General features: G+C 51.5%; 13 protein-coding genes, 1 tRNA gene and 1 pseudogene. 6 read left to right on the forward strand and 9 right to left on the reverse strand.

Annotated elements, in window-relative coordinates; all coding sequences use genetic code 11:
* Positions 1-31: 31 nt before the first annotated feature.
* Positions 32-442 (forward strand): annotated as a pseudogene (locus GZ59_RS23315) (tyrosine-type recombinase/integrase); the annotation flags it as partial.
* A 14-nt stretch (positions 443-456) separates the two neighbouring features.
* Here GZ59_RS23315 and GZ59_RS16735 read toward each other — a convergent pair.
* Positions 457-532: transfer RNA gene (locus tag GZ59_RS16735), tRNA-Thr, on the reverse strand.
* A gap of 527 nt (positions 533-1059) precedes the next feature.
* Here GZ59_RS16735 and GZ59_RS16740 point away from each other — a divergent pair.
* Positions 1060-1479 (forward strand): hypothetical protein, encoded by a 420-nt coding sequence (locus GZ59_RS16740; protein WP_039293310.1) that lies wholly within the window; start codon positions 1060-1062, stop codon positions 1477-1479.
* 270 nt (positions 1480-1749) lie between these two features.
* Here GZ59_RS16740 and proA read toward each other — a convergent pair whose 3' ends face one another.
* The 5 genes from proA to gpt form a co-directional block, all read right to left on the reverse strand.
* Positions 1750-3003 (reverse strand): glutamate-5-semialdehyde dehydrogenase, encoded by a 1254-nt coding sequence (proA, locus tag GZ59_RS16745; RefSeq protein WP_039293312.1) that lies wholly within the window; start codon positions 3001-3003, stop codon positions 1750-1752.
* Positions 3004-3013: 10 nt separating this feature from the next.
* On the reverse strand, positions 3014-4117 hold the full coding sequence (gene proB / locus GZ59_RS16750; protein WP_011094971.1) for a glutamate 5-kinase: 1104 nt from the start codon (positions 4115-4117) through the stop codon (positions 3014-3016).
* 123 nt (positions 4118-4240) lie between these two features.
* The gene (crl, locus tag GZ59_RS16755; RefSeq protein WP_011094972.1) at positions 4241-4615 is read right to left on the reverse strand and encodes a sigma factor-binding protein Crl; all 375 of its coding nucleotides are present in this window, start codon (positions 4613-4615) and stop codon (positions 4241-4243) included.
* 104 nt (positions 4616-4719) lie between these two features.
* Positions 4720-5970, reverse strand: a complete 1251-nt coding sequence (gene frsA / locus GZ59_RS16760) for an esterase FrsA (protein ID WP_011094973.1) — start codon at positions 5968-5970, stop codon at positions 4720-4722.
* Positions 5971-6186: 216 nt separating this feature from the next.
* A complete protein-coding gene (gene gpt, locus GZ59_RS16765; RefSeq protein WP_011094974.1) occupies positions 6187-6645 on the reverse strand; it encodes a xanthine phosphoribosyltransferase in 459 nt (152 codons plus the stop codon).
* 442 nt (positions 6646-7087) lie between these two features.
* Here gpt and pepD point away from each other — a divergent pair, with 442 nt between their 5' ends.
* Entirely contained in the window at positions 7088-8548 is a 1461-nt protein-coding gene (pepD, locus tag GZ59_RS16770; RefSeq protein ID WP_011094975.1) for a beta-Ala-His dipeptidase, read from the forward strand.
* A 63-nt stretch (positions 8549-8611) separates the two neighbouring features.
* Here the strand turns inward: pepD and dinB are convergent, their stop codons facing one another.
* Together dinB and GZ59_RS16780 are read right to left on the reverse strand one after the other, a co-directional pair.
* A complete protein-coding gene (dinB, locus tag GZ59_RS16775; protein ID WP_011094976.1) occupies positions 8612-9670 on the reverse strand; it encodes a DNA polymerase IV in 1059 nt (352 codons plus the stop codon).
* 75 nt (positions 9671-9745) lie between these two features.
* On the reverse strand, positions 9746-10546 hold the full coding sequence (locus tag GZ59_RS16780; RefSeq protein ID WP_011094977.1) for a helix-turn-helix transcriptional regulator: 801 nt from the start codon (positions 10544-10546) through the stop codon (positions 9746-9748).
* A gap of 42 nt (positions 10547-10588) precedes the next feature.
* Here GZ59_RS16780 and GZ59_RS23605 point away from each other — a divergent pair, with 42 nt between their 5' ends.
* The 3 genes from GZ59_RS23605 (at position 10589) to dpaA (ending at position 12690) form a co-directional block, all read left to right on the forward strand.
* Complete coding sequence (locus GZ59_RS23605; protein WP_123785351.1) at positions 10589-10792, forward strand: hypothetical protein; 204 nt, start codon at positions 10589-10591, stop codon at positions 10790-10792.
* Positions 10792-11562 (forward strand): class I SAM-dependent methyltransferase, encoded by a 771-nt coding sequence (locus GZ59_RS16785; RefSeq protein ID WP_011094978.1) that lies wholly within the window; start codon positions 10792-10794, stop codon positions 11560-11562. Before GZ59_RS23605 ends, GZ59_RS16785 begins: the two co-directional genes overlap by 1 nt.
* 393 nt (positions 11563-11955) lie before the next feature.
* The gene (gene dpaA, locus GZ59_RS16790) at positions 11956-12690 is read left to right on the forward strand and encodes a peptidoglycan meso-diaminopimelic acid protein amidase (RefSeq protein WP_011094979.1); all 735 of its coding nucleotides are present in this window, start codon (positions 11956-11958) and stop codon (positions 12688-12690) included.
* Here dpaA and GZ59_RS16795 read toward each other — a convergent pair.
* On the reverse strand, positions 12661-13428 hold the full coding sequence (locus GZ59_RS16795) for a class II glutamine amidotransferase (RefSeq protein ID WP_011094980.1): 768 nt from the start codon (positions 13426-13428) through the stop codon (positions 12661-12663). The genes dpaA and GZ59_RS16795 overlap by 30 nt on opposite strands.
* Positions 13429-13475 lie beyond the last annotated feature (47 nt).

The following is a 13475-nucleotide window of genomic DNA, read 5'->3' on the forward strand; positions in this document are numbered from 1 at the left end:
GGCATTACCTAACTATAGGGGCTTTTTATTTGCACTAAACAATACCGCATGTCGCGTGCTGAAAAAACAATTAGGTCATCACCACCGCTGAGTTTTCGTGTACCGAGAAAACTGCACTAAACCTGACGGCACCGAATCCCCATCGGTTCGCAAGATGAGAACAGACAGCAACAAGGCATGGAGCGCTAAAGCGTTCGGGCATTAGCAATTTCTGATTCCATGACTTGAGGCATACATGGGCGAGTTGGCTGGTTCAGTCTGGCGTTTCTCTTTTGGCACTGAAGGAGTTGGGGGATGGGAAACGCTGGAAATGGTTCAGCGTTATGCGCATTTATCATCCGGACATCTAAGTGAGCATGCCAGTAAAATTGACGCGATTTTAGAACGCAATGGCACAAATATGGCACAAAAGGAAAACATGTTTTATATGAAAGCAAGGTAAGTCATTGAAAACTATGGTGCCGATAATAGGAGTCGAACCTACGACCTTCGCATTACGAATGCGCTGCTCTACCAACTGAGCTATATCGGCTTTGGGACCGTCGTGGCGAGAGCCAGACGTGAACTACGGGGTGACAAACTAGTGATAATGGTACAGCAAGTCAAGCGTTTGGCGATCGTCTGCTGGTTTTATCATCATCCACCCTGTGCTGATAATTTTCAGTGCTAATAACGTCATACGCTATATCTTTTCGGCTTAACAGATGCACATACAGAACCCATGGCCTAAATCTCCATTCTCTTCGGGAGAAGTACCAAAAAGATAATACCTGATTATGTGAAAACTATGCTTTCTGTGGAGATAAATATTAAGTTTTATATACAGCGTGATATTTACAATAAAAATATCTTTTTACCCTTCGACTATAACCGCAACACATAACAATACCCACCTGTACGGTTTAAGATAATTCCCTATTCTTTTTATTCTCTATTTTGCTCTACTTAAGCAGCCAAGACGAAAAGGACGTTGTCTTAACGTGAAGCTCTCAATAATACGTTGTCGACGACAAGATTATTGTTAGCGTAGTCATAACGCGCTGTAAGAGGAAATACACCATGAATATGAAACCATTGTTTTTAGGCTTAATACTGGGAACCAGTTACATTGGCATGGCGGCAGCAAATGACCTGGATTCAACCCGAGCATCGGCGGAATCTGCCTTCAGCCACGATCGTGTTGAAGCGAGAGAAAAAGCGTCAGAAGCGCGAACTAAAGCGCATGAGCATGAAACTCAGGCGCGGGAAAAAGCGAATGATTTCAAAGCCGATCTAAAATCAAGGGAGCCAGAAGCCCGAGAAAAAGCAGACAAAGTCAACGCTGATGTAAAATCCAGAGAATCCGAAGTCAGAAAAGACGCCGAAAAAAGCTGGGCTGATGCCAAAACGAAAGCAGATAATTTTAACAGCCGAGCGGAAAAACAGGCTCACGAAACTGCCAACTCAATCCATAACGCCACAGAGAAGCATCAACGTTAATATGAAATAATGTATTTTTGAAACAAAGGATAAATAATTATCCTCCGATAGCAAGACAGACTATGGATCTGTGAAATATCGCACAAAGCATAGTTTGTTACTATTGGAGGATATTTTTCTGATGCAGTTATTTTATTGCATTTATATTTTCGCATTAAATTTCAATTTAAATAACGATGGCGCAGCAGAGCAATACAGTTGAAATAAATACTTTTATCGGAATAAAAATAATTGCTGCGCATCTCTTTGAGATGCGCAGCAATTCATCGATTAGGCACGAATCAAATCATCACCATAACCAATCCACTTATAGGTGGTCAGCGCTTCCAGCCCCATTGGACCACGAGCGTGCAATTTCTGGGTACTGACCGCCACTTCCGCGCCCAGACCAAACTGGCCACCGTCGGTGAAGCGCGTACTGGCGTTGACATACACCGCTGAGGAATCCACTTCACGCACGAAGCGCTCCGCATTGCTCAAGGAGCGTGTCAGAATCGCATCAGAGTGCTGCGTACCATGTTCGCGGATATGGGCAACCGCCGCATCCAGATCGTCCACCAGCGTGACGTTCAGGTCGTTAGAGAGCCATTCATCGTTGTAGTTGGCGTCTTCCACAGCAACGACGTTAGCCGGGCCACCGGTCAGGTAAGGCATTGCTGAAGGGCTAGCGTGTAACGTAACGCCCGACGCCGCCATTTTCTTGCTCAGTTCAGGCAGGAAACGCTCGGCAATGCTTCGATTGACTAACAGCGTTTCCAGGCTGTTACAGGCGCTAGGGCGCTGCACCTTGGCACTTTCAATAACCGTCAACGCCTTGTCGAAATCGATGCTGTCATCGGCATAGATGTGACACACGCCGATACCACCAGTGATCACCGGAATCGTCGATTGTTCACGACACAGCTTATGCAAGCCTGCGCCCCCACGTGGAATCAGCATATCCACGTAGCGATCCAGCTTCAGCAGTTGATTGACTAGCTCGCGATCCGGGCTTTCAATCGCCTGCACCGCAGCAGCTGGCAGGCCACACTGCGAAAGCGCCTGCTGAATGACTTTTACCGTAGCCGCATTGGTGCGGTACGTCTCTTTGCCACCGCGCAGAATTACCGCATTACCGGTTTTCAGGCACAGGGAAGCCACGTCAATGGTGACGTTCGGGCGCGCTTCATAAATTACGCCAACCACGCCCAGCGGCACGCGGCGACGCTCTAACTTCAGCCCGTTATCCAGCATGTTGCCGTCAATCACCTGCCCTACCGGATCGGTCAAGCGACACACCTGGCGCACATCGCTGGCAATCGCACTCAGTCTTTCCTGCGTTAAAAGCAGACGATCCAGTAACGCCTCGCTCATGCCATTTTGGCGTGCATCGGCTAAATCCAGCGCGTTAGCCGCCAGAATCGTTGCACTCTCAGCTTCCAGCAAATCTGCAATTGTCAGCAGCGCACGATCTTTCTGAGCCGTGCTCAAGACCGACAGTTGATAAGAGGCCGCTTTTGCCGCTTTACCCATTTGTTCCAGCATCGCGAACTCCTTAATTGATAATCATATCGTCGCGATGGATAGCCACCGGACCATATTCGTAGCCAAGAATCTCGGCAATCTGTTGAGAATGATGTCCGGCAATCAGGCGCAGCGCATCGCTGTTGTAACGCGTCACGGCATGCGCCACATCGCGGCCCGCTAGGCTACGCACGCGAATCACTTCGCCACGAGAGAAATTGCCTTCTACCGTGCGGATACCTTTAGGCAGCAGCGAGCTACCGCGTTCGAGGATCGCCGAAAGCGCGCCGTCATCGACGGTGATTTCCCCCGCCGGTGGTGCACCAAAAATCCAGTGTTTGCGGCTTTCCAGCGGCGTATCCAGTGCATGAAAACGTGTTCCGACGGAAATATCAGCAATCACATCGCCAATCACGCCCGGTTTGCTGCCTGCGGCAATCACCACGTCGATGCCGGCGCGACAGGCCACATCGGCAGCCTGCAACTTAGTCGACATGCCGCCCGTTCCGAGGCCAGACACGCTGTCACCCGCAATACTGCGCAGCGCATCGTTGATGCCGGTCACTTCACGGATCAGTTCCGCATCAGGATTATTACGCGGATCGGCGGTAAACAGCCCCGCCTGATCGGTTAGCAACAGTAGCTTATCCGCATCGGCCAGAATCGCGGCCAGCGCGGACAGGTTGTCGTTATCGCCGACCTTGATCTCAGCGGTCGCAACCGCATCGTTTTCATTAATCACTGGAACGATGTTGTTATCCAGCAGCGCCCGCATGGTGTCACGTGCATTGAGGAAACGCTCACGATCTTCCATATCCGCACGCGTCAGCAGCATCTGCCCGACGTGGATACCGTAGATGGAAAACAGCTGTTCCCACAGTTGAATCAGGCGGCTTTGGCCCACGGCGGCCAGCAGTTGTTTGGTTGCAATCGTGGCCGGGAGTTCGGGGTAGCCCAAATGTTCGCGCCCAGCAGCAATCGCCCCTGAGGTGACAATAACAATCCGGTGCCCTGCCGCATGTTGCTGCGCGCACTGGCGCACCAGTTCAACAATGTGAGCACGGTTAAGACGGCGTGAACCGCCGGTTAACACGCTGGTGCCCAGTTTCACAACCAAAGTCTGGCTGCCGCTCATAATTTCTCTGCCGTTGGATGTCAAAAAATAAGAATAAGGAAAACGTTGTAACAGGACAGGCGCGTTATGCCAACAGGCATAACGCGAAAACCTGCGAATAAATCGGGGATCGTCAAGGAAGTATCACGGTCGTGCGACGAGGGTACAGGCGGGTTCCAGTGAGCGCAGCAATTTCTCTAGTCGAACATGGAAAGCCTGTTTGGCATTTTCTACCTGTTCAATCACGGCTTTGCCCTTAATTTTTTCCTCACGCCAGTTACCCTGTTTATCAAACAGACCATAGTGATACTCATAGGAAAAGGCTTTCCCGGTATCTTCCAAATTCAGCCACCAGCCCCAGAACTCACGCTCTTCCGGTGCTGGCTTGATATTGACGCAAACCGCCAGGCAATCAAAGAAGAATGCGGTATCCTCGCACTGCGCTTCACGGATATAAGGCCCCAACGCCGTAAAATTTTTCATCAGTCTGCTTTTGGGGTGTCCACTCGGTAACATCATCTACGATCTCCTCTGGTTGAACATTCTTTTTAGCAGAGAATGGCAATTTATCAACCACCTGGCATAAGGTTACTGTTCAGTGCTCAAGTGTTTATTCATCATGATCAACACACTTTATCCTGCAACCACCTGCTAATTTGCTGTAGTGCGCGATCAAAATTCTGATACACCGGAGAGAAATTAACCGGCATCAGCTTACCTTGTGCGGATGAATTCACAATCAGGCTGGCCTCTTCTTTCGGACATAGCAGATCGTTCTCCCAATAGCCCGCCAGCATCGGCGTCGGGCAGCGACGTCCCAGCAGCCCCTGCGTTTTCAGCGAATAACGTCCAAGCTCGGTTTTCAGCGACGCATCCGTTGAGAACGGCATACCCAACCGACTCGCCAGCACATCCATAAACATATCCGGCACCTGCTGCTGGCGATTAGGATCGCTTAACAGATGATGCACCACTGGGCCGAGACAGGCCACGCCGCGTAAGCGCTGTGATTCCAGATAAGCCAGACGCACAGCAATATTGGCACCAAAACGGAAACCAAATGCAGTAACGCGGCAGTGATCGACCCACGGGACATCCGGCAGCGCACGCAAGACTTGCTGATGAAGAAAACTGGAATCCTGAGTCAACTTCCAGCGGGAAGAGAACCCAACAGAGGGAACATCAATCGTCAACATCGCCATACCCGCTGGCGCAAAATAGTCCTGAAACAGGCGGTGATAATCGCTCTGCAACGTTTCCAGGCTGCCGCACATGAGGACGGTCGGAAAAGGGGCTTTTCCTTGCGATGGCATATGCAGAAAGCCAGTCAGCGTGCCGCCGCCAGCAATAGGAAAGGTCAGTTCTTTGAGTTCGTAAGGCAGGTACTTAGCGGCTTCTTCATAGGCGCGATTTGCCAGCGTTTGCGCCTGTTCAGCCAGCTCATCGCCTTTAATATGCGGATACGCAGCGATGCTGTAGAGGTTGGCCGCATTCAACCAAAATTGTCCGGTTTGCGCGTCATCACCACTTTCTGTTGCCCGCTGCTGCCAGTCTGCGCCTTGCTTCGCCCATTCATAAATCCAGTTACCGCCTCGGTAGCCGATCACCGTATCGAGCAACTGTTCGTTGCTTCGGTCAGCCTGGCTGGCGGCGATACGCGACAGTACGTCTTCAATTTCCCACGGGTTGACACCACGCCAAATCCACATCAGTCGGTTAATCATCCGATACCAACTGCTGGTCTTTTCTCCTTCCAGCGTAGAGTGCAGCCCCTGCGTTTCCTGATCGTGTCGCGTACGTCTGACTAACGTCGAGGTTTCTCGATGTTTGAAGGATGGTTTGAATAGCGTTTCAGACAGGTTAGCTTGCGCCACAGCAGCCTCCGTTAATGTGAACCGCCGTTAGCGGACATCAGACGACTTCTTCGTCACCTGCTAAAGTGTAACGAACTCAGGCTAGGGAAGACAAATGCCAACGACAGAAAGACACGATCGGATCAAGCCTACGCCAGAAATCATAAGAGAGTAGAAACAACAATGCCCGGCTAAACCGGGCATTGCAGGAAATCGATTGAATTATCGCTCAGGCGATTAACGGCCAGACAAAGGCGGAACAAATACCACGCACATATCCCACGGCTGTTCAATCCACGTATCCTGCGGGATATCAATGACGTAGTCGTCAACCAGTGGCTGACCAGCAGGTTTGGCGAAAATGGTCACAAAGTGCGCTTTCGGATACATATCACGAATCGCTTTTGCCGTCCCACCGGTATCAACCAAATCGTCAACCACGATAAATCCTTCGCCATCACCCTCGGCACGCTTGATCACTTTCATTTCGCGCTGGTTGTCATGGTCATAACTGGAGATGCAAACGGTATCAACGTGACGAATGCCAAGCTCACGCGCCAGCAGCGCGCCAGGAACCAGGCCACCGCGGCTTACAGCAATGATGCCTTTCCATTGTTCGGCAGGCAGTAAACGCTGTGCCAGTTTGCGGGCATGAATTTGCAACATATCCCAGGTTACGACGTACTTTTCGCTCATAAAATATATCCCAGCCGAATAAAAACCGGCTTAAGTTGAGTCTGAGAGGGGGAAAAAGGTTGCGCGAGATTATAGATAGCCAACAACATAAAAACCAGTTTTTCTCAACGCAAGAACCGAGTTTTTCCTGACAACCTGCCCCTGCCAAGCCTGCTGATTCATATTGCAACAAGAAAAGTAAGAGGAGACGACGGCAATTTCCCCTGCTTTGATGGAAAATGATATTCTCTTGTGACACGCCACGTTACGTGGCTAACTGCGATCAACTTTTAACCTCTAGCCCTTATATACTCTAAATAATTCGAGTTTCAGGAAGGCGGCAAGCGAAGGAATCCCGATGAGCTTACTCAGGTAAGTGATTCGGGTGACTGAACGTAGCCAACGCACATGCAACTTGAAGTATGACGAGTATAAGTAGGGTGCTAAAAAGGAGACTGAAATAGTGTCTGAATTGTCTCAACTTTCCCCCCAGCCTCTGTGGGATATTTTCGCCAAGATCTGTTCTATCCCGCACCCTTCTTATCATGAAGAAGCGCTGGCCGCGCACATTCTGGAATGGGCTAAAGAGAAAGGCATCTATGCCGAGCGCGATCAGGTTGGCAATATTCTGCTGCGCAAAGCGGCAACCGCAGGCATGGAAAATCGCAAACCTGTCGTGTTGCAGGCGCATCTGGACATGGTGCCGCAGAAAAACAACGACACCGTGCATGATTTCACCACCGATCCGATCCAACCTTACGTTGACGGTGAATGGCTGAAAGCGCGCGGTACCACGCTGGGCGCGGATAACGGTATTGGCATGGCTTCCGCGCTGGCGGTGCTGGCCGATCCGAGCGTCGAGCACGGTCCGCTGGAAGTGCTGCTGACCATGACGGAAGAAGCGGGTATGGATGGCGCGTTTGGCCTGCAACCTAACTGGCTTCAGGGCGAAATCCTGATCAACACCGATTCGGAAGAAGAAGGCGAGATCTACATGGGTTGCGCGGGTGGTATTGATTTCATTACCCGTCTGCCGCTGGTACGTGAAGTGCCACCAGCCGGTTACCAAACGCTGAAGCTGACGATTAAAGGACTGAAAGGCGGCCACTCCGGCGGCGACATTCATCTGGGACTGGGCAACGCCAACAAATTGCTGGCACGTTTCCTGTTCGAGCAGGCGGAAGCGTTGGATATCCGCATTCTCGATCTGAACGGTGGCACGCTGCGTAACGCGATTCCACGTGAAGCTTTCGCAACGCTGTCACTGCCTGCCGCTAATGTCGAGCAGTTGAAGACGCTGAGCCAGGACTATCTGGCCGTGTTGAAGAATGAGCTGTCTGCGGTTGAGAAAAACCTGACCGTGCTGGTGGAAGCCAACGACAGCAACGAACATCCACTGACGCAAGACAGCCGCGACCGTCTGCTGGGGCTGCTCAACGCGACGCCGAACGGCGTGATCCGTATGAGCGACGACGTCAAAGGCGTGGTGGAAACCTCACTGAACCTTGGTGTTGTCACCATGGAAGACGATCATGCGGAAATTATCTGCCTGATTCGTTCGCTGATCGACAGCGGTAAAGACGCCGTAGTCGGTACGCTGACAGCTCTGGGCCAATTGGCTGGTGCGAAAACGTCACCGAAAGGCGGCTACCCAGGCTGGCAGCCGGATGCGCATTCGCCAGTAATGGCGCTGGTTCGCGAAACGTATCAGAAGCAGTTCAATAAGACGCCGAACATCATGGTGATTCACGCAGGGCTGGAATGTGGCCTGTTCAAAAAACCGTACCCAGACATGGATATGGTCTCCATTGGGCCGACCATCACCGGACCGCACTCACCGGATGAACAAGTTCATATCGGCAGCGTCGATCTGTACTGGAAATTGCTCACAGAACTGCTGAAAGCGATTCCACCACGCGCCTAATCGTATTGCTGTAAAACCGAGGCGACGGATATCCGTCGCCTTTTTATTCCCAGCCAGTCACCATTATCCCCAATCAAACACCAGTTGGCGCTCAATTTGCGGATCGAGTAGCGTCACATGTAGCCCAACCAGCCGGACGCCTCTGGATTTACGCCGCTCCTGCCAGGTTTGTTGCGCCAACTTCAACAGATCCTGTTTATTCAACATCGGCCACACATGTTCCTGCGTCGTTTGCTGAAAATCATCAAACTTGAGTTTTACCCCCTGACGCGCAATATGCAGATCGGGTTTCACCCGTTTCAGACGAACTTCCAACTCCTGATAAAGTTGTTCGATCAGGTTTTCACACTGATCCCAGTTGTGGATATCCTGCGCCAGCGTCTTCTCTACTCCGACTGATTTCCTCTGCCGATCCGGTGAAATCTGCCGATCGTCAATCCCCTGACATCGCTCCCACAGCACACGGCCAAACTTGCCGAACGCTTTAAGCAGATCCGCCAACGCATATACCCGCACATCGGCACAGGTATGCAGGCCACGTTCTTCCAGCCGTTTCGCCGTCACTTTCCCGACGCCGGGAATCTTCTCCAGAGGCAGCGCGAGAAGGAAATCATCCACCTGCTCCGGTGTAATCACATATTGTCCATTCGGCTTATTTAACTCAGACGCGACCTTCGCCAGAAACTTGATCGGCGCAATGCCTGCTGAAGCAGTGAGATTCAGCTCATCCGCAATCGTTCGGCGGATTTCTTCCGCGATCCGCGTCGCCGAACCGTTGCAGTGCGGGCTATCGGTGACATCCAGATAGGCTTCATCCAGAGAAAGTGGTTCGATCAATGAGGTATAGCGGGAGAAAATCTCGCGAATTTGGCGCGAAGTGGACTTATACACCTCCATACGCCCCGGTAACAACGTGAGGTGCGGACACAGGCGCAGTGCGGTTGCCGTCGCCATCGCACTGCGGACACCGTAGCGTCGGGCAGGATAGTTAGCTGTACTAATAACACCACGTCGATCGGCGCTTCCACCAATCGCCAGAGGAATATCGCGCAGGCGCGGGTTATCACGCATCTCAATTGCTGCGTAGAAGCAGTCCATATCAACATGAATGATTTTGCGCATACTGGCCCTCTGACGATACTGTATGAATATACAGATCAAAGTCAGTGTAGACAAGTTGCGCGATGCTTGCCGTGTTTACTGCATGATGAGCATCACCAGCTTAACTTCCCCATGTCCGGCAGGATGGAAAGTCTGTTGATGATAGGCCACATCACCAAGCAAAGGATGATGAAAACGTCGTTCGCCGCCTTCACGGGCGGTTACCGCCTGCTGTGACCACCAGAGGTTGAACTCGCGACTTTCTTCACACAGCGCCATCACGATTTGCCGAACGGACTCAGTTGGCGCGTAGTGACTTGATTCCGCACGAAACTCTGCCACCACGCGCTTTGCTCGTTCCGGCCAGTCCACCACCAGCGATCGTGCCAGTGGATTAAGAAACATGAAACGCAGCAGATTCGATTCGGGATCGTTTCCCAACCACCCGGCAAACAGCTGTTCCGACGGCGCATTCCACGCGAGCATATTCCAGCAACCATCCAGAAGATACGCAGGGCAAGCAATGTGGTGCAGGCTAGCGGCAACCTGTGCATCCAGCGACGTTGCCCTATTCTGCTTCAGAGGATCTTTAACGCCAGCAAGACTAAAAAGGTAGTCATGCTCGGCGGGTTCCAGTTTTAATGCCTGAGATAAACGGGTCAACGCGGAGGCCGAAGCAGACACATCACGCCCCTGCTCAATCCAGGTATACCAAGTGGTGCTGATTCGGGCGATTTGCGCCAATTCTTCGCGGCGCAATCCGCTGGTGCGCCGCCGCCCAGAGGCAGGCAGACCGACCATTTCCGGCGTTGTCCGCTCACGCAGCGCCCGTAAGAAAGCCCCCAGCGCTTTTGGACCACTCAGAGAATTGGCAGACATCAGCGTATTTGTAGACATAACCAAGTGTCCTTTTCATCTCGTTCGTCTAGGTGACTTACGATGACAGTTGCATGGATGACAGCGGCATTAATGAAAAACGTGCTAATCAAACAGGGAGTATTTTATACCCGTATAAATGCTCATATTGTACCCGTATTTTTCCCTGATTATAGTGTTCCTAGACTAAGGTCTTCTTTACTGGCAGGCGCGCCGCCATTTAACCATGATGAAACGAGAACAATTCAGATAAAGCGGGAGCAATAATGGAAGAGAAACAGAATCATAATCGTCGCGTCGAACACCAGTTCGGCTCACAGGCGCAGAACTACCTGACCAGCGCGGTACATGCGCAAGGCAAAGATTTAACCCGGCTGGCCACGTTATTGGCCCCTTTCCCGCAGGCACGCGTGATCGATGTTGGCTGCGGTGCCGGACATGCCAGCTTCGTCGCCGCACAGGCCGTCGCGGAGGTTGTCGCCTATGACCTGTCATCCCAAATGCTGGACGTGGTCAGTCAGGCCGCTGCGCAAAAAGGACTGAACAATATCCGCGTTCAACAAGGCGTAGCCGAGTCTTTACCGTTCGATAACGGCAGTGCGGACATCATCATCAGCCGTTATTCCGCCCATCACTGGCATGATGTCGGGCAGGCATTACGTGAAATGCGGCGCGTGCTGAAACCGGGCGGTCGCGTGATCATGATGGATGTCGTTTCGCCCGGCCATCCGTTGTTGGACACCTATCTGCAGACGGTAGAGAAGTTGCGCGACACCTCACATGTGCGCAACTACGCGCCGGGCGAATGGCTGAGTCTGTTTACAGAAGCGGGGTTTATCGTGCGTAACGTCACCAGCGACAGGTTGACGCTGGAATTCAGCAGTTGGATCGCACGTATGCGTACGCCAGAACATTTCACTGTCGCTATTCGCGAGTTGCAGAAAACACTGGCGGACGAGGTTGTACAGCATTTTGAGGTACAGTCAGACGGTTCCTTTGTCACCGACATTATGATGATAGAAGCCACCCGCGCCTGATTCGCTTTTCTCCGCCATTAGCGACGTAAAAAAGATCTCAAATTGGGCGGCCCGCATCCTTTCGGGCCGTTTTTTGTAAATGTTATTTCTTAGCGCTTTTCAACGCTTGATTAATATGAAACCAATGATAATGTGATTCCGTTTTCGTCGTTATCTATTTGGCGACGAAATACAGAACGATAACGGTCGCCCAACATTTACGCTATAACAGCAGTAGCGCTACAGGGATGCCGCATGTATACCCTAAATAATTCGAGTTTCAGGAAGGCGGCAAGAGAAGAAATCCCGATGAGCTTACTCAGGTAAGTGATTCGGGTGACTGAACGTAGCCAACGCACATGCAACTTGAAGTATGACGGGTGTAGCACAGCAATTTTATTATCAGGAACCATAATGCAAAAAATCGCGCTGTCGTTTGCGATGTTGTTTTTTTTGCCTTCTCTTGTTGTTACCAGCGCCGCCAGCGAGATCGCACCGCCGCTTGCGCCGATAGCAAAAGAATTAAAACAGCAATTATTAGGCTCTCCGATCTATATTCAGATCTTTAAAGAAGAGCGAATATTCGAACTTTATGCGAAAGTCGGCAACGAATATCGTTTATTGGAACAATATCCAATTTGTAAATATTCGGGCGGATTAGGGCCAAAACGTGTTGAAGGCGATTTAAAAAGCCCGGAAGGCTTCTATCAGGTCGATTTGCGCCAGCTCAAGCCAGACAGCCAATATTACCGCGCGATCAATATCGGTTTCCCCAACGACTATGATAAATCACAGGGATATTCTGGTCGCTATTTAATGATCCACGGTGAATGTGTCTCGGTTGGCTGCTATGCCATGACCAACAACTATATGGATGAGATTTATCGCTATGCCGACGCGGCGCTACGCCACGGTCAGGCGAAAATTGATATCGCCATCTATCCGTTCCGCATGACGGAACAGAACATGCAACGCCACCGTAGTTCTACCTACGCCAGCTTCTGGAAGCAGCTTCAGCCGGGGTACACCTATTTTAATCAGCATAATCAGCCACCGGCCATCACGGTTTTTAACGGGCAATACGTCGTTAATCCACCGTTAATGACCAGCCAGCCGACGTTAAAGTATGCGCTCGCCGAAACAAAATAGAACGAATTCACCTGGCATAATCTGATGCCAGGATTCGTTACCCGTTAGCGGCTGCGTCGCCAGCACGGTGACGACATCATTGGGTGTCGTCTGCTGCTGGAAATCAATCTCCACATCCTGATCCAACAGCGTCGCTTTACCAAACGGCGCGCGGCGGGTGATCCAGTAGAGTTTGGTTGAGCAATATCCCATCACAAAGCGCCCGTCCGACAGCAGCATGTTAAACACGCCCTTCTCACGCAGGACATCCGCCTGTTTAGCAATATAACGGAATACCGCAGGCCAGTTACCCGGCGTGCGCGGATAGCGCTCGGACAGTTGGGACAGTAGCCAGCAGAAAGCAAATTCGCTGTCCGTCTGGCCGACAGGGCGAAACATACCCGTCTTAAGCGAATGGTAACCTTTCAGTTGCCCATTGTGGGCGTACGTCCAGTTTCGCCCCCATAGCTCGCGAGTAAAGGGATGGGTATTTTCCAGCGACACCGCGCCGCGATTTGCCTGTCGAATATGTGAAATCACCGCACAGGATTTGATCGGGTAATCCTGCACCAGTCGGGCAATCGGCGAGTTATAGCTTGGCAGCGGATCTTTGAACGTACGACAGCCGTTCCCTTCATAAAAGGTAATTCCCCAGCCATCCCGATGCGGCCCGGTGTTCCCACCGCGTTGTATCAGCCCAGTAAAGCTAAAGCAGATATCCGTCGGTACATTCGCGCTCATCCCCAGCAGTTCACACATCTGACTTCCTACCCTTCCCTTCTCGTCATATTTCAAGTTGCCTATGC

Origin of the sequence: Pectobacterium atrosepticum (genome assembly GCF_000740965.1) — a bacterium.
Taxonomy (GTDB): domain Bacteria; phylum Pseudomonadota; class Gammaproteobacteria; order Enterobacterales; family Enterobacteriaceae; genus Pectobacterium; species Pectobacterium atrosepticum.

What these genes read in the sequence shown, in the direction of transcription:
- proB (WP_011094971.1), bottom strand. Translation starts at nt 4,117, where the DNA reads ATGAGCGGCAGCCAGACTTTGGTTGTGAAACTGGGCACCAGCGTGTTA.
- crl (WP_011094972.1), bottom strand. Translation starts at nt 4,615, where the DNA reads ATGATGTTACCGAGTGGACACCCCAAAAGCAGACTGATGAAAAATTTT.
- GZ59_RS16785 (WP_011094978.1), top strand. Translation starts at nt 10,792, where the DNA reads ATGGAAGAGAAACAGAATCATAATCGTCGCGTCGAACACCAGTTCGGC.
- GZ59_RS16795 (WP_011094980.1), bottom strand. Translation starts at nt 13,428, where the DNA reads ATGTGTGAACTGCTGGGGATGAGCGCGAATGTACCGACGGATATCTGC.
- GZ59_RS16740 (WP_039293310.1), top strand. Translation starts at nt 1,060, where the DNA reads ATGAATATGAAACCATTGTTTTTAGGCTTAATACTGGGAACCAGTTAC.
- proA (WP_039293312.1), bottom strand. Translation starts at nt 3,003, where the DNA reads ATGCTGGAACAAATGGGTAAAGCGGCAAAAGCGGCCTCTTATCAACTG.
- GZ59_RS16780 (WP_011094977.1), bottom strand. Translation starts at nt 10,546, where the DNA reads ATGTCTACAAATACGCTGATGTCTGCCAATTCTCTGAGTGGTCCAAAA.
- gpt (WP_011094974.1), bottom strand. Translation starts at nt 6,645, where the DNA reads ATGAGCGAAAAGTACGTCGTAACCTGGGATATGTTGCAAATTCATGCC.
- dpaA (WP_011094979.1), top strand. Translation starts at nt 11,956, where the DNA reads ATGCAAAAAATCGCGCTGTCGTTTGCGATGTTGTTTTTTTTGCCTTCT.
- dinB (WP_011094976.1), bottom strand. Translation starts at nt 9,670, where the DNA reads ATGCGCAAAATCATTCATGTTGATATGGACTGCTTCTACGCAGCAATT.
- GZ59_RS23605 (WP_123785351.1), top strand. Translation starts at nt 10,589, where the DNA reads ATGACAGTTGCATGGATGACAGCGGCATTAATGAAAAACGTGCTAATC.